The sequence below is a fragment of the Enterobacter sp. DC4 genome, assembly GCF_000568095.1.
In the GTDB taxonomy this organism is placed as follows: domain Bacteria; phylum Pseudomonadota; class Gammaproteobacteria; order Enterobacterales; family Enterobacteriaceae; genus Enterobacter; species Enterobacter pseudoroggenkampii.
This window is the reverse complement of the sequence record NZ_AZUB01000001.1, coordinates 657024-675888: the sequence shown is the minus strand read 5'-3', so window position 1 is coordinate 675888 and position 18865 is coordinate 657024. Positions and strand designations below refer to the sequence as shown.

Sequence of the window (18865 nt, the reverse complement as noted above, 5' to 3'; positions counted from 1 at the left end):
CGCTGTAATGCCCGGTGGCGCTTCGCCACCGGGCTTTTTCTTACCGCTTCGCGGTCAACTCCGCTATCCGCACAATCACCTTCACCGCCTTTTCCATCCCTTCGAGCGTCACAAACTCATGCTTGCCGTGGTAGTTATAGCCACCGGTAAACAGGTTCGGGCACGGCAGCCCCATAAACGACAGCTGAGAACCGTCGGTGCCGCCGCGAATCGGCTTCAGCTGCGGTTCAATATCGCAGTCGCGCATCGCCTGCTGGGCGATATCGAGAATATGCGGATGCGCCATCACCTTCTCGCGCATGTTGTAATAGCTGTCTTCGATGATGAGTTCAATGTAGCAATCAGGGTGTAATCCTTTACCCACCTTCTTGGCGATCTCCATCATCTTACGCTTGCGCGCCTCAAAGGCTTTGCGGTCGAAATCGCGGATGATGTAGTGCATCTGCGCGCTGTCCACGGTGCCTTTGATGCTGGTCAGGTGATAGAAACCTTCATACCCATCGGTCTGTTCGGGGCTCTCTTCCACCGGGACTTCCGCATGAATTCGCGATGCCAGCGACAGCGCGTTCACCATGACGCCTTTCGCCGAACCGGGGTGAACGTTATTGCCGACAATTTTGATCGTAACGGACGCGGCATTGAAGTTTTCATACTCCAGTTCACCGACGCCGCCGCCGTCAACGGTATAGGCCCACTGCGCGTTAAAGGCCTCCACGTCGAAGTGCTTCGCCCCCTTGCCGACCTCTTCGTCCGGCGTAAAGGCCACGCGGATATCCCCGTGTGGGATGTTTTTATCCTTTAGCACCGCCAGCGCGGTCATGATCTCCGCGATCCCCGCTTTATCATCCGCCCCCAGCAGCGTTTTGCCGTCGGTGGTGATCAGCGTCTGACCCAGCAGCTGGTGCAGCACCGGGAACATGACGGGCGAGAGCACTTCGTCGCCAATGCCCAGCGCAATGTCGCCGCCGCGGTAGTTTTCCACAATCTGCGGGTTCACATGTTTACCGCTAAAATCCGGAGAGGTGTCGACATGGGAGATAAAGCCAATCGCCGGAATGTCACCCGGGACATTCGCCGGCAGCGTTCCCATCACAGTGCCTTTCTCGCTTAACGTGACGTTGACCAGCCCCATGGCGTCAAGCTGCTCTTTGAGCAGATTTAATAACTTCCACTGGCCTTCGGTGCTCGGCACCTGGCGAACACCCGGCTTAGATTGGGTATCCAGCGAAACGTACTGTAAAAAACGCTCAAGTAATTTATCCATGCAGTCACCCTCACTTTTTGTGACAACATTATCAATAAGCATCAAAACGCAAATATTGCGTCAGGTCACTTTTATCCCGCAAACGAGAATATTTTCCGTTTATATCGTTATGCGTTAGTAAATGTAGCTTATGAATCAGTGACAAGGATTGGCGATTGCAGGGGATTGCCGTAGAATGTCCGCCCTCATTACGAGTCACCAAGGTGGTTACACACAAACCCCGCTTCAGTCTGCTGCCTGAGGCGTCTATATGGGACAGCGCAAAAATTGAATACACAAACCCGTTCACCGCTGGTGAAACTGGAACGAATTCGTAAAAGTTTTGATGGCAAAGACGTCATTTCCGACCTCACTCTCACCATCAATGACGGTGAGTTTCTGACGCTGCTTGGCCCTTCCGGCTGCGGCAAAACAACCGTACTGCGCCTTATCGCCGGGCTGGAAAGCGTCGATAACGGCCATATCCATCTTGAAAACCAGGACATCACCCGGGTTCCTGCCGAAGATCGCCACGTCAATACTGTCTTTCAGAGCTATGCCCTCTTCCCGCACATGACCGTGTTTGAAAACGTGGCGTTCGGCCTGCGGATGCAAAAAACCCCGGCGAGCGAGATCGAACCGCGCGTCACCGACGCCCTGCGCATGGTACAGCTTGAGACGTTTGCCCAGCGTAAACCCCATCAGCTTTCCGGCGGCCAGCAGCAGCGCGTGGCCATCGCCCGCGCCGTGGTCAACAAGCCACGCCTGCTCCTGCTGGATGAATCCCTCTCGGCGCTGGATTACAAGCTGCGCAAGCAGATGCAGAATGAGCTCAAAGCCCTGCAGCGCAAGCTCGGCATTACCTTTGTCTTCGTCACCCACGATCAGGAAGAGGCCCTGACCATGTCCGACCGCATCGTGGTGATGCGTGACGGTAAAATCGAGCAGGACGGCACGCCGCGTGAAATCTACGAAGAGCCGAAGAATCTGTTTGTCGCCAGCTTCATTGGCGAGATCAATATCTTTGACGCCACGGTGATTGAGCGTCTGGACGACCAGCGTGTGCGCGCCAGCGTCGAAGGACGCGAGTGCAATATCACGGTGAATTTCCCCGTAGAAAAGGGACAAAAGCTCAACGTTCTGCTGCGCCCGGAAGATCTGCGCGTCGATGAAATTCACGGCAATACCGAGGCCGAAGGGTTAATCGGCTATATCCGCGAACGCAACTACAAAGGGATGACGCTGGAGTCTGTCGTCGAGCTGGAGAACGGCAAAATGGTGATGGTCAGCGAATTCTTCAACGAAGACGACCCTGACTTCGACCACTCTCTCGACCAGAAAATGGTTATCAACTGGGTAGAAAGCTGGGAGGTTGTGCTGGCTGATGAAGAACACAAGTAAGTTCCAGAATGTGGTGATTGCCACGATCGTCGGTTGGCTTGTGTTGTTTGTCTTTTTACCCAACCTGATGATCATTGCCACCAGCTTCCTGACCCGCGACGACGCAAGCTTCGTTTCGCTGGTCTTTACGCTGGACAACTACGCGCGCCTGCTCGATCCGCTCTATTTTGACGTACTGCTGCACTCGCTCAATATGGCGCTGATTGCCACGATTGCCTGCCTGGTGCTGGGATATCCCTTCGCGTGGTTTCTCGCGGGCCTGCCGCAAAAGGTGCGCCCCCTGCTGCTATTTTTACTGATTGTTCCCTTCTGGACGAACTCGCTCATCCGTATTTATGGTCTGAAGATTTTCCTCAGCACAAAGGGTTACCTGAATGAGTTTCTGCTGTGGCTGGGGGTGATTGATACGCCGATACGCATCATGTTTACCCCGAGCGCGGTGATTGTCGGCCTGGTCTATATCCTGCTGCCGTTTATGGTGATGCCGCTCTACTCCAGCATTGAGAAGCTGGATAAACCGCTACTGGAAGCGGCAAAAGATCTGGGTGCCAACAGGCTGCAGACCTTTATCCGTATCATTATTCCGCTGACGATGCCCGGTATTATTGCGGGCTGTTTGCTGGTGATGCTCCCGGCGATGGGCTTGTTCTACGTTTCTGACCTGATGGGCGGGGCGAAAAATCTGCTGATCGGTAACGTGATCAAGAGCCAGTTCCTGAACATTCGCGACTGGCCGTTCGGGTCCGCCACCAGCATCACGCTGACGGTGGTGATGGGTCTGATGCTGCTGGTCTACTGGCGCGCCTCACGGCTGCTGAATAAAAAGGTGGAACTCGAATGATCGGTCGACTGCTTCGCGGCGGTTTTATGACCGCCATTTACGCTTACCTGTATATCCCGATCATTATTTTGATCGTGAACTCGTTTAACAGCTCGCGCTTTGGGATTAACTGGCAGGGCTTTACCACCGACTGGTACAGCCTGCTGATGAACAATGACAGCCTGCTTCAGGCCGCTCAGCACTCGTTGACGATGGCGATCTTCTCCGCCACCTTCGCGACGCTGATTGGCTCGCTCACCGCCGTCGCGCTGTACCGCTATCGCTTTCGCGGCAAACCGTTCGTCAGCGGCATGCTGTTTGTGGTGATGATGTCACCGGACATCGTGATGGCCATTTCGCTGCTGGTGCTGTTTATGCTGCTGGGCGTACAGCTTGGCTTCTGGTCGCTGCTGTTTTCCCATATCACCTTCTGCCTGCCGTTTGTGGTGGTGACCGTCTTTGCGCGCCTGAAAGGGTTCGACGTACGCATGCTGGAGGCTGCGAAGGATCTGGGTGCCAGCGAGATGACCATCCTGCGCAAAATCATCCTGCCGCTGGCGATGCCTGCCGTGGCGGCCGGATGGCTGCTGAGCTTCACCCTGTCGATGGATGACGTTGTCGTGTCCTCCTTCGTGACCGGGCCGAGCTATGAAATTCTGCCGTTGAAGATCTATTCGATGGTGAAAGTCGGCGTCTCACCGGAGGTGAACGCGCTGGCGACCATTCTGCTGGTGTTTTCGCTGGTTCTGGTGATCGCCAGCCAGGTTATTGCTCGTGATAAAACAAAATCTCAGGGGACAATGAAATGAAAAAAATGCTCGCCGCTGCGGCGCTGGTGCTTGGCATGGGTGTCGCGCACGCTGATGACAGCAAAACGCTCTACTTCTACAACTGGACCGAGTATGTGCCGCCGGGCCTACTGGAACAGTTCACCAAAGAGACGGGCATCAAGGTGATCTACTCGACCTACGAGTCGAATGAAACCATGTATGCCAAGCTCAAAACCTACAAAGACGGCGCGTACGATCTGGTGGTTCCTTCCACCTACTTTGTCGACAAAATGCGCAAAGAGGGCATGATCCAGAAGATCGATAAAACAAAGCTAACTCATTTTTCAAACCTCGATCCGGAGATGCTCAACAAGCCGTTCGACCCGAATAACGACTACTCCATTCCGTATATCTGGGGGGCAACCGCGATTGGCGTTAACAGCGAGGCCGTCGATCCGAAAACGGTGACGAGCTGGGCCGACCTGTGGAAACCGGAGTACAAAGGCAGCCTGTTGTTAACCGACGACGCGCGTGAAGTGTTCCAGGTGGCGCTGCGCAAGCTGGGCTACTCGGGCAACACGACTGATCCAAAAGAGATTGAAGCGGCGTATACCGAGCTGAAAAAGCTGATGCCTAACGTGGCGGCGTTCAACTCTGATAACCCGGCTAACCCGTATATGGAAGGCGAAGTGAATCTGGGGATGGTGTGGAACGGCTCCGCGTATGTGGCCCGCCAGGCCGGTACGCCGCTTGAGGTGGTCTGGCCGAAAGAAGGCGGGATCTTCTGGATGGATAGTCTGTCGATTCCGGCCAACGCGAAAAACGTTGAAGGGGCGCTTAAGCTGATTAACTTCCTGCTGCGCCCGGACGTGGCGAAACAGGTTGCCGAGACGATTGGCTACCCGACGCCAAACCTCGCGGCGCGCAAGCTGCTGAAGCCTGAGGTGGCTAACGATAAATCGCTCTACCCGGATGCCGAAACCATCAGCAAAGGTGAATGGCAGAACGATGTCGGTGACGCCAGCCGCCTCTACGAAGAGTATTACCAGAAATTTAAAGCGGGCCGCTAACCGGTATCGCGTTCTTCCTCACGCCGCCTGCGCGGCGTGAGGGGGAATTAACTGACCGCATTCTCTCCTGCCCAGATCGTCGCCTTTCTCATCGCCTCCACCACCTCCTCATCCGACAGACCCAGCGCCTGACGAACCCGGGTCGCCTCGTCCCACTGCTGCTGTTCATAGTAACGGCAAAGGCTCACCATATCGGCTAGCCGTCCCTCCTGGTCGCACAGCGCGTTGCTCACGCTCTGCGGCACCGCAATTTGCTTCATCAACTCGGCCATCGGCAGCTCAAGGAGGGTATCGAGCAGAGAAAACAGGCCGCACATGAACGCATTTTCAGCCAGCGCCGGTTCTTTCATCGTCTCTGCGATCAGTTCACAGAACTTACCGCGCATCATACTCAACGGGTAAAGCTCGCTGACGGTATCATTGCCCGCACTGGCGAGGACCACGACGGCAACAAACCGCCTCAGCTGGTTTTCCCCGAGGTATCTGAGCACCTCACTCAGGGTTAACTTGCTGAAATTACAGGCGCCCACATGCTTAAACGCCGTATGCTTCATGTAGCGCATGATTTTATAAGAGAGCGTGAGATCGGTTTTTATCAACGACTCGACGATCCGAAAATCAGGTTTATTGCGTCCGACCTCCATTTGCAGCCGAAAAATCGCCAGCTGATTTTGCGACAGCCGTTTATATTTAATGACCTCCGGACGGCAGAAAAAATAGCCCTGAAACAGCGAGAATCCCTCCTCCTTGTATTGGTTGAATTCCTCTTTAGTCTCAATTTTTTCAGCGAGATATTTAATATGTCCGGTCAGGTGTTTACGCGCTTTCAGATACGCTTTAATTTGCGCTAAGGTGTAATTTCTGACGTCGAATTTCAGGATTGAAATATAGGGTAAAAATGCATCCCATTCTGGTGCAAGGGTAAAATCATCAAGCGCAAACTGATAGCCATGCGCATTCATCTCCCTGACGGCCTGCAGCAGCTCGGCCCCTGGCACAGCATCTTCAAGAATCTCAATGACCACGCTCTCTTTATCCAGCGCTTCACCACTGCGGTCAATGACCATTCGCGACGGGAAATTAATAAACGACGTATGCGCCCCGGCGATGCGCTGGGACGGCACGCATAAAAACTGATCGGATATCATTCTGGACGTGGCATATTCCGCCGACACATCCGGAAAACGATTTGTCATCCCGTCTCTGAAGAGCAGCTCATAGGCCACCGTATTCATTTCAGGGTTAAAAATGGGTTGTCGCGCAATAAACCCGTACATATCCCATCCTCCTCTACCACTTAATATTTATTAGCATCCTCTTTCTACACGATGATAACGAGCATTATCGAGCGCTATTTTGATTGAATGCACAAAATAAAAGCATCCACACTAATTAACTGGATTTACTATTCTGGAATTTAAATTAAATATACCCGGCGCTCTACAGAAAGAAGGAAATATATCCGATAAGGAATATGTGCCTGCCCGACACGCACAACATTACGGGAGATGAGAATGAAAGACGCCATGGTCCGAAGATCTAAAATAAGAGTCAAGACGTTGATGCTATTGTCCATTTTCCTCACCGTGACGGTGGGCTTTACGGCAACGATCGGGTTTATGATGTGGCAGTGGATGGCGCAGCAGGAGGTGCTGGCCAAAAAACATATCCGCCAGATTGCCGAGGTGCAAGCTTTACAGGTCAGCAAACAGCTGGATTCTGCCCTGACTGCCGCCCGGGACATGGGCAACAGCGCGCTGGCGCTGCGCGAGGCGGGGGTATTCGATCGCCAGAGCCTGAACCAGCTGCTCATCCACTATCTGTCGGCTCATCCCCAGTTTCTCTCTATGTCGATGGCCTTTGAGCCCAACGCGTTTGACGATAAAGATGCCGCCTTTGCCGGTCAGAGCGGTGAAGATCCTGCCGGACGCTACGCCCGCTACGTCGACCACGACGCTACCGGCAAACCGGCCTTACACCTGCTGACGGACATCGAAACGCCCGGCAGCGGTGATTATTATCTGCTGCCGAAACAGCGGCATAAAGATGTGATCATCGAACCCTATATTTACCCCTACAACGGCGTGGACGTGATGCTCACCTCGATTGCCGCCCCCATCATGCGTGACGGTCAGTTTCTGGGCTCGGTCACCTCTGACTTCTCGCTCGCCACGCTGCAATCGACGATCGGCGCGATTAAACCGTGGAACGGCACAGGCTACGCCCTGCTCCTCTCCGCGGGTAATAACGTGGTGTCCAGCCCGGACAAGCGCGCAGCAGGCAAGCCTTACGCCGGTCAGATTGCCGGTCATGACGTCACCCGGATAAACGATCCGCTGCTGAAGGAAGATGTGTTTATCACCTGGCAGGACATCGCCGTCGGTAATAGCCAGACGCCGTGGAAGCTCGCCATTATCACCCCGGTCAGCGAAGTGATGGCCGAAGCGCGCGCATTTTTGCTGAAAGCCATCATCCTGATGGTGTTAAGCATCGTGGCGGTTAGCCTGGTGATGGCGCAGATCTTTACCCGCAAGGTTGACCGTCCGGTGGGGGGAGAACCTTCCGAGGCCGCCGGGATCGCCCTGGCCGTCGCCCGGGGGGAGCTGAACAACACCATCCCGGTTCGCTCCGGAGATACCCACAGCATTTTTTATGCCCTGCACACCATGCAGATGCAGCTCAAGCGCATCGTCGACAATATCAGCGAAGCAAGCCATTCCGTGCACGGCGGGACCAGCGAAATTTCGGCGGGCAACCTTGATCTCGCCTCGCGAACCGAAGAACAGGCGGCGGCGATTGTTGAAACGGCAGCCAGCATGGAAGAGATTTCGGTCACGGTGAAGAATAACGCCGACAACGCCCACAAGGCGACGACGCTGACCGATCGCGCCGCGAGCCTCGCCGGGCATGGCGAAACGCTGGTGAACGACGTAGTCGTGGTGATTGGGGAGATTGACGAGAGCGCGCGTAAGATCGGTGAGATTAACAGCATCGTCGATGGCATCGCCTTCCAGACCAATATCCTGGCGCTGAATGCGGCCGTTGAAGCAGCGCGTGCCGGCGAACAGGGGCGCGGTTTCGCGGTAGTCGCAGGTGAAGTGCGCAATCTTGCCCAGCGAAGCGCTAACGCGGCCAAAGAGATCTCTCAGCTGATTGCCGAGTCCTCAGGCCGCGTCAGTAAAGGCGTTGAGCTGGTCAATGAGACCGGCGTAATGATGAAACAGGTGATTGAGGCGGTGTCGCACGTGCATCTGGTCATCAACGATATTGTTCAGGCACTGGACGAGCAGAACCGCGGGATTAGCCAGGTCAGCACTGCCGTTAACCAGATGGACAGCACCACCCAGCAGAACGCCTCTCTGGTTCAGCAGATCTCAGCGGCGGCGCTCTCGCTGGACGAGCAGGCTAAATCGTTGGAGAAGACGCTGGCGTTCTTTCATTCTTAAATAAAAAGGCACCCGTCCAGCGGGTGCCTTTTCACGCGATTCGCGTTACAGGCCTTTCAGCAGCTTGTCGACAAACTCCGGGACAACCGTGCTTGCCAGACCGTAGTGTTTCTCTTCAAACTCGCTGCCCACCTGGCTTGGCTCAAGGTTGAGTTCAACCGTATGCGCACCGTGCAGTCGCGCTTCGTGGACAAACCCCGCCGCCGGATAAACGTGGCCGGATGTGCCGATGGCGATAAACACGTCGGCCATCGCCAGCGCGCTGTAGATCTCATCCATTCCCAGCGGCATTTCGCCGAACCAGACCACGTGCGGTCGCAGGCGCGACGGGAACTGGCAGCAGTGGCACTTATCCTCCGGCAGCACGTCTTCTTTCCAGTCAAGCACCTGACCGCTCCAGGCGCAGCGAACCTTGAGCAGCTCACCGTGCATATGGATGATGTTCTTGTTGCCGGCCCGCTCGTGCAGGTTGTCGATATTCTGCGTTACCAGCAGAAAACGATCGCCCAGCGCCTCTTCCAGCTTCGCCAGCGCCAGATGCGCCGCATTAGGCGCAACGTCAGGCTGCTGAAGCTGACGACGGCGGGCGTTGTAAAACGCCTGCACGAGATCCGGGTCGCGGGCAAAACCTTCCGGCGTGGCGACATCCTCCACGCGGTGCTCTTCCCACAGCCCGTCCGCCGCGCGGAAGGTTCGAATTCCTGACTCGGCGGAGATCCCCGCCCCGGTCAGCACCACCACTCTGGGTTTATCCATCGCTTCTGGCATTATTCTGTCTCTGAAAAAGATCCGCTGGCGCAAGCGCTCACGTAAGCGGCGTTTGTTTTTGCGAAAACGGCTGAGTCGACCCTGGCGACGCGACAGCATAGAAACCTCGTAAACTAATCGGTGAGATGAAGGAATGCGGCTCCGCGCATGCCTCCTGCGTCCCCGTGTCGCGCGCGTTCAATACGCGGCACGCGGGCAACCGGCAATAAATGTCGGGGCAAACGCCCGGACAACCGTTCCGTAATCGCGGTAAAGTTTGAGAGCCCTCCCCCGATCACCAGCAGATCCGGGTCGACGATGGTGAGAATATTTCCCAGACACACCGCCAGCAGATCCAGATAGCGCTCGACGTGCTCGCGCGCCTGCGCATCCCCTTGCTCCCACAGGGTAATGATTTGAGGGGCCTCAAGTTTCTGATGATAGAAGTGTTCGTAAAGCCATGCAAACCCGCGGCCGGAAAGGTAGTTCTCAATACAGCCGTGCTGGCCACAGCCGCAGCGGGTCAGCGGGAAATCACGCCCCACCACCTCGAGAGCATCCACCGGCAGGCGGATATGGCCAAACTCGCCAGTAATGTAGCTGCGGCCGGTGATGGGCTTACCGTTGACGACGATTCCCCCGCCGACGCCGGTACCGAGGATCAGCCCCATCACCAGCGGATAGCGACGGAATTCATCATCCCAGGCTTCAGAGAGCGCAAAGCAGTTGGCATCATTGTCTAAACGCACGTCGCGTTCAAGGAGGGCAGAGAGATCGGCGCGCAGCGGTTTACCGCTGGCGGCAGGCACGTTGGCCGCGTAAAGCGTACCGTCGTCGGTTTCGGGCATGCCCGGAATACCGATGCCGACGCTGCCTTTCACGCCGAAACGTTCATCCGCCTGCGCCACCAGCGAGGCAATGGCGGTTAAAAAATCGTCGTAGCTTTCGCGCGGCGTGGGAACGCGGGTTTCCCACTGCAGTTTGAGGTCTTTATCAAACGCGCCGAGCGCAATCTTGGTGCCGCCAATATCAAATCCATAATACATAACGCATTCCTCTTTCGATCTGGCGACCCGAAAGCCGCTAGATCATGACGTAATTACTGGCCACTTAATACCCTCGCCGGATCAATTCGGCTTGCGCGACGCGCCGGATACCAGCTTGCCAGCAGACTCAGTAAAAGTGCTGTAAGCAGCACATAAAAAACATCCAGCCAGTGCAGTTCAGACGGCAGGAAGTCAATAAAATAGATATCACCCGACAGGAACTGGTGACCAATAAGTTTTTCAATCCCGTTGATAATCGGCGTCAGCTGCAGGGAAACCACCACGCCAATCACCACGCCGCACAGGCTGCCGAACAGCCCCGCCAGCAAACCGTACCAGACGAAGATGGCGCGAATAAGACCGTCTTTCGCCCCCAGCGTACGCAGCACGGCGATGTCGCCGCTCTTGTCCTTGACCGCCATCACCAGCGTCGAGACGATATTAAAGCACGCCACACCAATCACCAGCACCATCGCCAGATACATAATGGCGCGGATCATCTGGATATCACGGTACATATACCCGTAAGTGCCAATCCAGCTTTTGATGTAGACATAGTTATTGGTCACGCTGCCCGCGTCGCGTACCAGCTTGTTGGCGTTAAAGACGTCGTTTACCTTAATGGCAATACCCGTCACGCTGTCGCCCATGTCGAGATACTGGCGCGCATCTTCCATCGGCACCATCGCAAAGCTGTGGTCAAGCTGACCGCTCAGTTGAAGAATACCGGTGACGTGCAGGCGCACGCGCTTAGGCTGCTGCAGTTTGTGGTCAGCGCTGGCGTTCGGGATCATGATTGACACCCAGTCGCCCTGCTTCACCTTCAGGGCATCGGCCACGCCTTTACCCATGATGATCTGCTGCTCGCCCGCCTTGAAGTTGGCCCACGCGCCGTTCTGCACATAGTTTGGCAGCGCGCTGAGGCGCGCTTCCTGGACGGGGTTGACTCCTTTCACCTGAATGGCGCGCAGGTTTACCCCGCTCTCCACCAGCCCGGTAAAGTTAATATAGGGCGCGGCCGCGGCGATGCCCGGCACTTTTTCAACTTTGGCGAGCGCATCGCTCCAGTTCGTCCATGGCTGGTTAACCGGTTCGATCTCCCCGTGCGGCACGACCGCCAGAATGCGGTTATTCAGCTCGCGCTCAAAACCGTTCATCGCGCTTAAGCCGACAATCAGCACCGCCACGCCCAGCGCAATGCCGATGGTCGAGATGACGGAGATCAGCGACACCATGCCGCCGCGACGGCGGCCGCGGCTAAAACGTAAACCGATGAGTAACGATAACGGTGACGCCATTACTCTGCTCCCATCAGGGTCAGTTCCGCGTTCAGATGGCCGTCGCGCATCTCAAGCTGACGCCCCATGCGTTTTGCCAGCTGCAGATCGTGGGTCACCACCAGAAACGCGGTGCCCTGTGAGGCGTTTAGCTCGCCCAGAAGCTGGAAAATACTGTCCGCATTGCGGGCATCCAGGTTACCGGTAGGCTCATCCGCCAGCACCAGACGCGGGTTGTTGACCAGCGCACGGGCAATCGCCACGCGCTGACGCTCGCCGCCGGAAAGCTCAGAGGGACGATGGTTGCCGCGATGGCCCAGCCCTACCGCTTTCAGCATGTCGCTGGCGCGAGCGTTAATTTCTGCCGGTTTCTTTTTGCCAATCAGCAGCGGCATCGCCACGTTTTCCAGCGCCGTGAAATCCGGCAGCAGGTGGTGAAACTGGTAGATAAAGCCCAGCTCGCGGTTGCGTAGCTCAGCCTTCGCCGCTGAGGACATTTTGCTCATCGGCTGGCCGGAGAAAATCACGTCGCCTTCGGTTGGCGTATCCAGCCCGCCCAGCAGATGCAGCAGCGTACTTTTGCCCGAGCCGGAGCTGCCGACAATCGCCATCATCTCGCCTTCACCCACGCTAAAGCTCACATTGTGCAGCACGTCGGTTTGCACAGTGCCTTCCTGATAGCGTTTGGACAGGTTGTCGCATTGCAACAGGATCTTATTCATAACGTAAAGCCTCAGCGGGTTGAGTGGCGGCGGCGCGCCAGGAAGGATAAAGCGTAGAAAGCAGCGCAATGGCCATCGCGGCCAGCGCAATACCGACCACCTGCAGCGGCTCGATAGCCACCGGCAGCGCCGCGCCGTCAAGCAGCGCGCCGATGATCGGCATTAAGTTATTGAGCTGGCTGGCAAGCAATGCCCCCAGCACGGCGCCGAGCAGCGCGCCGATGATACCGGCACTGGCCCCCTGCACCATAAACACCGCCATGATCTGGCGCGGCGTGAGCCCCTGGGTTTGCAGAATGGCAACTTCGCCCTGCTTCTCCATCACCATCAGGCCCAGCGAGGTAATGATGTTAAATGCGGCCACGGCCACGATCAGGCTCAGCAGCAGCCCCATCATGTTTTTCTCCATCCGCACGGCCTGGAACAATTCGCCTTTGCGCTCGCGCCAGTCCTGCCATTTGGTGCCGTCCGGCAGTTTTTGCTGGCTGAGGGTATCGACCTTCAGCGGTGCGTCGAGCCACAGGCGCCAGCCGGTGATATTCCCCGCCGGGTAGCGCATCAGGCGTGAAGCATCCTGAATGTTCACCAGCATCTGGTAGCCATCGACTTCGCTGTTAGCGGCAAAGGTACCAATCACGTTGAACAGGCGCTGGCTTGGCAGGCGTCCCATCGGCGTAAACTGGCTGGCAGAAGGCACCATCACGCGCAGCTGGTCGCCACGGTTGACGCCAAGCTGGCCGGCAAGCTGTTCACCCAGAATCACATTGTATTTTCCGGCCTCCAGATCGGTCTGCTTCACGTTAACCAGATATGGTGTCAGCGGATCGTTTTGCGCCGGGTCGATACCCAGCATCACGCCGACCGCCACGCTGCGGGCGCTTTGCAGCACCACGTCACCGGTGGTCAACGGCGCAACGCGCGTGACGCCCTGTAACTTCGCCGCGCTTTCCGGCAACTGCTGTGGGTTAACCGAACCGTTAGTCGATGAGAGAACGGCCTGGGGCATCAGCCCCAGGATGTTGTTTTGCAGCTCGCGCTCAAAGCCATTCATGACGGAAAGCACCGTCACCAGTGCCATCACGCCAAGCGTAATGCCAATAGTCGAAAGCCAGGAGACAAAGCGACCGAAGCGGTCCGCGGCGCGCCCACGCATGTAGCGTAAGCCTATGAAGAGTGCGACAGGTTGATACATGAAATCCGTCTGTTTGCTGATAGCAGACCCACGAGTATATAAGCGAATCCGTTAAGCGTAAATGACTGAAACAGTAAGCTTTGGTAATCATTTTTCCGAAAAATTCAGATAAATCAGGGTGCTATTATCTGAATACTCACCTCGCAACCTCCACCTTTTCCGAAAAACCTCCTGATACAGACTGTTACCCATTACATCCTGGTGTCGTTTTACAACAATTGCTCGTTCGTTTATGGCAATAAGGTAGTGGCGAACAATGAAGCAAAAAGCATTATGGATTAACCAGATAAAAGGGCTGTGTATCTGCCTGGTGGTTATCTATCATTCGGTTATCACGTTTTATCCGCATCTGATCGGGCTGCAACACCCGCTCTCCGGCCTTCTCGCCAAATGCTGGGTCTATTTTAACCTCTATCTCGCACCGTTTCGTATGCCGGTCTTCTTCTTTATCTCCGGCTACCTGATCCGTCGTTATATCGACGAGGTGGACTGGCGAACCAGTCTCGACAAGCGGATCTGGAGCATTGTCTGGGTGCTGGCGCTGTGGGGTGTCCTGCAATGGCAGGCGCTGACCCACCTGAACGCCTGGCTAGCGCCCGAGCGTGAGCTTGCCACCTCGTCGAACGCGGCCTACGCCGACTCGCTCTCAGGATTTGTGCAAGGCATGCTCACCGCCAGCACCAGCCTGTGGTATCTGTATGCCCTGGTGGTCTACTTCACGCTGTGTAAACTGCTGAGCCGCTGGAAGCTGCCGGTACTGGGGCTGCTGGCGCTGGCAAGCATCGCGATCAACTTCCTGCCGCTGCCGTGGTGGGGAATGAACAGCGTGGTACGCAACATGATCTACTACAGCCTCGGGGCGTGGTATGGCGCAGCGCTGATGGCGTGGATGAAAAGCGTCAACCTGCGCCGCATCTGGCTGGCAACCGGCGCTTTCGCCGCCGTCTCCGTGGTGCTGTGGTTTGCTAACGTTCCGCTGCTGCTCTCATTGCTGTCGATTGTGTTGATCATGAAGCTGTTCTATAGCCTTGAGCAGCGCTATGCCGTTCACCCGAACAATCTGCTGAACGTGATTGGCTCAAACACCATTGCGATTTATACCACCCACCGCATCCTGATTGAGGCCTTTAGCCTGTTCCTGATCGGCGAGATGAATGCCGCTTACTGGCCGGTCTGGGCCGAGCTATCCCTAATTCTTGTCTATCCGTTTGCCAGCCTGCTGATCTGTACCCTGGCCGGACTCGGGGTGCGTAAGCTCTCCACCGCGCTGTTTGGCGACGTTTTCTTCTCTCCTCCCGCTACGCTGACCCTGTCACCTTCAACGCGTTAATGCCCTCTCCGCCCCCGTTTCGGGGGCGTTTAGCCCTGCCGTGCGGTTACGATTTGCTTATGTAAAACGATCGAGGATAATAAAGACATTGCGTATCAGTGATATGCCCCAATACTGTTGGTATATCCATAAGAGACTCTGACATAGCCATGCCTGAACACTATCGTTATTCCTTGCCTGTCAAAGCGGGCGACCAGCGCCAGCTGGGTGAACTCACTGGCGCAGCGTGCGCCACGCTGGTGGCGGAAATCGCCGAGCGTCATCCAGGCCCGGTGATTCTGGTTGCCCCGGATATGCAAAACGCCCTGCGCCTGCACGACGAAATTCGCCAGTTCACCGATAATCTGGTGTTCAGCCTGGCCGACTGGGAAACGCTGCCGTATGACAGCTTCTCTCCGCATCAGGAGATTATCTCCTCGCGCCTGTCGACGCTCTATCAACTCCCGACCATGCAGCGCGGCGTGCTGATTGTGCCGGTGAACACCCTGATGCAGCGCGTCTGTCCGCACAGCTATCTGCACGGTCACGCGCTGGTGATGAAAAAAGGCCAGCGACTGTCCCGTGATGCCCTGCGCGCGCAGCTTGACGGGGCCGGTTATCGCCACGTCGACCAGGTGATGGAGCATGGGGAATACGCGACCCGCGGCGCGCTGCTCGACCTTTACCCGATGGGCAGCGACCAGCCGTATCGTCTGGACTTTTTCGATGATGAAATCGACAGCCTGCGCGTCTTCGACGCCGACACGCAGCGCACGCTGGAAGAAGTGGAGTCCATCAATTTACTGCCCGCGCATGAGTTCCCCACGGACAAAACCGCTATCGAACTGTTTCGCAGCCAGTGGCGCGATAAGTTCGAGGTGAAGCGCGACGCGGAACATATTTATCAGCAGGTCAGTAAAGGCACGCTGCCTGCCGGGATCGAATACTGGCAGCCGCTGTTCTTCAACGAGCCGCTCCCTGCCCTGTTCAGCTACTTCCCGGCGAATACGCTGATTGTTAATACCGGCGATATCGACGCCAGCGCCAGCCGCTTTGAAAGTGAAACCCGCGCGCGCTTCGAAAACCGGGGCGTTGACCCGATGCGCCCGCTGCTGCCGCCGGAAGCGCTGTGGCTGCGCACCGACGAGCTCAACGCCGAGCTGAAGCGCTGGCCGCGCATGCAGCTGAAAACCGATTCGCTTGCCGACAAGGCCGCCAACACCAACCTCGCATTCCGGACGCTGCCGGACCTGGCCGTTCAGGCGCAGCAGAAATCCCCGCTGGATAGTCTGCGCAAGTTTCTGGAGTCCTTTACCGGCCCGGTGGTGTTCTCCGTTGAGAGTGAAGGCCGCCGCGAAGCGTTAGGTGAACTGCTGGGACGCATTAAGGTGGCGCCGAAGCGCATCCTGCGCCTGAGCGAAGCGACCGGAAACGGTCGTTACCTGATGATTGGCGCCGCCGAGCACGGTTTTATCGACACGCTCAATAACCTGGCGCTGATTTGCGAAAGCGACCTGCTGGGCGAGCGCGTCGCACGCCGCCGTCAGGACAGCCGTCGGACCATCAACCCGGACACGCTGATCCGTAACCTGGCCGAGCTGCACCCGGGCCAGCCGATTGTTCACCTGGAGCATGGCGTTGGACGCTATCAGGGGATGACCACGCTGGAAGCGGGCGGCATTAAAGGTGAATACCTGATGCTGACCTACGCTAACGACGCCAAACTGTATGTTCCGGTGTCGTCCCTGCATCTGATCAGCCGCTACGCGGGCGGTGCCGAAGAGAACGCGCCGCTGCACAAGTTGGGCGGCGATGCCTGGGCGCGCGCGCGCCAGAAGGCCGCGGAAAAAGTGCGCGACGTGGCCGCCGAGCTGCTGGATATTTACGCCCAGCGCGCGGCCAAAGAGGGCTTCGCCTTTAAGCATGATAAAGAACAGTACCAGCTGTTCTGTGACAGCTTTCCGTTTGAAACCACGCCTGATCAGGCTCAGGCTATTAACGCCGTGCTGAGCGACATGTGCCAGCCGCTGGCAATGGACCGCTTAGTCTGCGGCGACGTTGGCTTCGGCAAAACCGAAGTGGCGATGCGGGCCGCTTTCCTTGCGGTCGAAAACAACAAGCAGGTGGCGGTGCTGGTGCCGACTACCCTGCTCGCTCAGCAGCACTTCGACAACTTCCGCGACCGCTTCGCCAACTGGCCGGTTCGCATAGAGATGCTGTCGCGTTTTCGCAGCACCAAAGAACAGACCCAAATTCTGGAACAGGCCAGCGAGGGTAAAATCGACATTCTGATCGGCACCCACAAGCTGCTGCAAAGCGACGTGAAGTGGAAAGATCTGGGGCTGCTGATTGTCGACGAAGAGCACCGCTTCGGGGTGCGTCATAAAGAGCGCATCAAAGCGATGCGCGCCGACGTCGACATCCTGACCCTGACCGCAACGCCGATCCCGCGAACCCTGAACATGGCGATGAGCGGCATGCGCGATCTGTCGATTATTGCCACGCCACCGGCGCGCCGTCTGGCGGTGAAAACCTTTGTCCGCGAGTACGATAATCTGGTGGTGCGTGAGGCCATTCTGCGTGAAGTGCTTCGTGGGGGGCAGGTCTACTACCTCTATAACGACGTGGAAAATATCCAGAAAGCGGCGGACAGGCTGGCGGAACTGGTACCGGAAGCGCGTATCGCTATCGGTCACGGGCAGATGCGCGAGCGCGAGCTGGAACGGGTGATGAACGACTTCCACCACCAGCGCTTTAACGTGCTGGTGTGCACCACCATCATCGAAACCGGGATCGACATTCCGACGGCAAACACCATCATCATTGAACGCGCGGATCACTTTGGTCTGGCGCAGCTTCACCAGCTGCGCGGTCGCGTCGGGCGTTCACACCATCAGGCCTACGCCTGGCTGCTGACGCCGCATCCGAAAGCGATGACCACCGACGCGCAAAAGCGTCTGGAAGCCATCGCCTCGCTGGAAGACCTCGGCGCAGGCTTTGCGCTGGCCACGCACGATCTCGAGATCCGCGGTGCCGGCGAACTGCTGGGTGAAGACCAGAGCGGCTCGATGGAAACCATCGGCTTCTCGCTCTATATGGAGCTGCTGGAGAACGCGGTTGATGCCCTGAAGGCCGGACGCGAGCCGTCGCTGGAAGACCTCACCAGCCAGCAGACCGAGGTCGAGCTGCGTATGCCTTCCCTGCTGCCGGATGATTTCATTCCAGACGTGAATACCCGACTCTCATTCTACAAACGAATCGCCAGCGCGAAGAAGGAGAACGAGCTGGAAGAGATCAAGGTTGAGCTGATCGACCGCTTTGGTCTGCTGCCCGATGCGGCGAGAAATTTGCTGGATATCGCGAGACTGCGCCAGCAGGCGCAGAAGCTGGGGATTCGCAAGCTCGAAGGCAATGAAAAAGGCGGCGTGATTGAATTCGCCGAGAAGAACCACGTCAACCCGATGTGGCTCATCGGCCTGCTGCAAAAACAGCCGCAGCATTTCCGTCTGGATGGCCCAACCCGTCTGAAATTTACCCAGGAGCTGACGGAGCGCAAAACCCGTATGGACTGGGTGCGTAACTTTATGCGTCAGCTGGAAGAGAACGCGATCGCATAACCTCCCTTCCCCTCTTAACTAAGGAATTTCATGTAGTTTATTAACCGGAAGCGATGAAAGTTGCTTCCGGAAAATGAATAGCTTACAGCGACACCCTGGCACGTTCACAGGTCATGTCGTTACAGAGTACTAAGGAACATAAAGTGAACGGAATGACCACCAGAGTCGTATGTTCCCCCTCATCCCAGCCCTCTCCCTCAAGGGA

General features: G+C 56.7%; 14 protein-coding genes. 7 read left to right on the top strand and 7 right to left on the bottom strand.

Translation table 11 applies throughout. From position 1 onward, the window contains the following. Positions 1-40 precede the first annotated feature (40 nt). Complete coding sequence (pepT, locus tag P349_RS20790; protein ID WP_032650881.1) at positions 41-1264, bottom strand: peptidase T; 1224 nt, start codon at positions 1262-1264, stop codon at positions 41-43. Between the two features lie 237 nt (positions 1265-1501). Between pepT and potA the strand changes: the two genes are divergently transcribed. Genes potA through potD form a run of 4 tightly spaced genes read left to right on the top strand, consistent with a single transcriptional unit; the run spans position 1502 to position 5304 of the window. Further along, on the top strand, positions 1502-2644 hold the full coding sequence (gene potA, locus P349_RS20795) for a spermidine/putrescine ABC transporter ATP-binding protein PotA (RefSeq protein WP_175557795.1): 1143 nt from the start codon (positions 1502-1504) through the stop codon (positions 2642-2644). After that, a complete protein-coding gene (gene potB, locus P349_RS20800; protein WP_032650877.1) occupies positions 2628-3485 on the top strand; it encodes a spermidine/putrescine ABC transporter permease PotB in 858 nt (285 codons plus the stop codon). The genes potA and potB overlap by 17 nt, the downstream gene beginning before the upstream one ends. Beyond that, positions 3482-4273 carry a spermidine/putrescine ABC transporter permease PotC gene (gene potC, locus P349_RS20805; RefSeq protein WP_008500765.1) on the top strand — a complete coding sequence of 264 codons (792 nt, stop codon included), beginning with the start codon at positions 3482-3484 and terminating at the stop codon, positions 4271-4273. Before potB ends, potC begins: the two co-directional genes overlap by 4 nt. Then, positions 4270-5304, top strand: coding sequence for a spermidine/putrescine ABC transporter substrate-binding protein PotD (gene potD / locus P349_RS20810; RefSeq protein WP_032650876.1), 1035 nt, complete (start codon positions 4270-4272; stop codon positions 5302-5304). Before potC ends, potD begins: the two co-directional genes overlap by 4 nt. Before the next feature lie 47 nt (positions 5305-5351). On the opposite strand, the gene P349_RS20815 is transcribed toward potD, so the two are convergent. After that, positions 5352-6581 (bottom strand): EAL and HDOD domain-containing protein, encoded by a 1230-nt coding sequence (locus P349_RS20815; RefSeq protein WP_032650875.1) that lies wholly within the window; start codon positions 6579-6581, stop codon positions 5352-5354. A 237-nt stretch (positions 6582-6818) separates the two neighbouring features. Between P349_RS20815 and P349_RS20820 the strand changes: the two genes are divergently transcribed. Continuing rightward, a complete protein-coding gene (locus P349_RS20820) occupies positions 6819-8750 on the top strand; it encodes a methyl-accepting chemotaxis protein (protein WP_032650874.1) in 1932 nt (643 codons plus the stop codon). A gap of 45 nt (positions 8751-8795) precedes the next feature. On the opposite strand, the gene cobB is transcribed toward P349_RS20820, so the two are convergent. The 5 genes from cobB to lolC are packed head-to-tail and all read right to left on the bottom strand — an operon-like array spanning position 8796 to position 13734. Then, entirely contained in the window at positions 8796-9617 is an 822-nt protein-coding gene (gene cobB, locus P349_RS20825; protein ID WP_032650873.1) for a Sir2 family NAD+-dependent deacetylase, read from the bottom strand. Positions 9618-9631: 14 nt separating this feature from the next. Beyond that, complete coding sequence (gene nagK / locus P349_RS20830; RefSeq protein ID WP_032650871.1) at positions 9632-10543, bottom strand: N-acetylglucosamine kinase; 912 nt, start codon at positions 10541-10543, stop codon at positions 9632-9634. 53 nt (positions 10544-10596) lie between these two features. Beyond that, positions 10597-11841, bottom strand: coding sequence for a lipoprotein-releasing ABC transporter permease subunit LolE (lolE, locus tag P349_RS20835; protein WP_032650869.1), 1245 nt, complete (start codon positions 11839-11841; stop codon positions 10597-10599). Continuing rightward, positions 11841-12542, bottom strand: coding sequence for a lipoprotein-releasing ABC transporter ATP-binding protein LolD (gene lolD, locus P349_RS20840; RefSeq protein WP_010429765.1), 702 nt, complete (start codon positions 12540-12542; stop codon positions 11841-11843). Before lolD ends, lolE begins: the two co-directional genes overlap by 1 nt. Continuing rightward, positions 12535-13734 (bottom strand): lipoprotein-releasing ABC transporter permease subunit LolC, encoded by a 1200-nt coding sequence (gene lolC / locus P349_RS20845; protein ID WP_024908607.1) that lies wholly within the window; start codon positions 13732-13734, stop codon positions 12535-12537. Before lolC ends, lolD begins: the two co-directional genes overlap by 8 nt. A gap of 256 nt (positions 13735-13990) precedes the next feature. Between lolC and P349_RS20850 the strand changes: the two genes are divergently transcribed. Further along, a complete protein-coding gene (locus P349_RS20850; RefSeq protein ID WP_032650867.1) occupies positions 13991-15064 on the top strand; it encodes an acyltransferase family protein in 1074 nt (357 codons plus the stop codon). 149 nt (positions 15065-15213) lie between these two features. Continuing rightward, positions 15214-18660: a transcription-repair coupling factor gene (gene mfd / locus P349_RS20855; protein ID WP_032650865.1), complete on the top strand. Its 3447-nt coding sequence runs from the start codon at positions 15214-15216 to the stop codon at positions 18658-18660. Positions 18661-18865 lie beyond the last annotated feature (205 nt).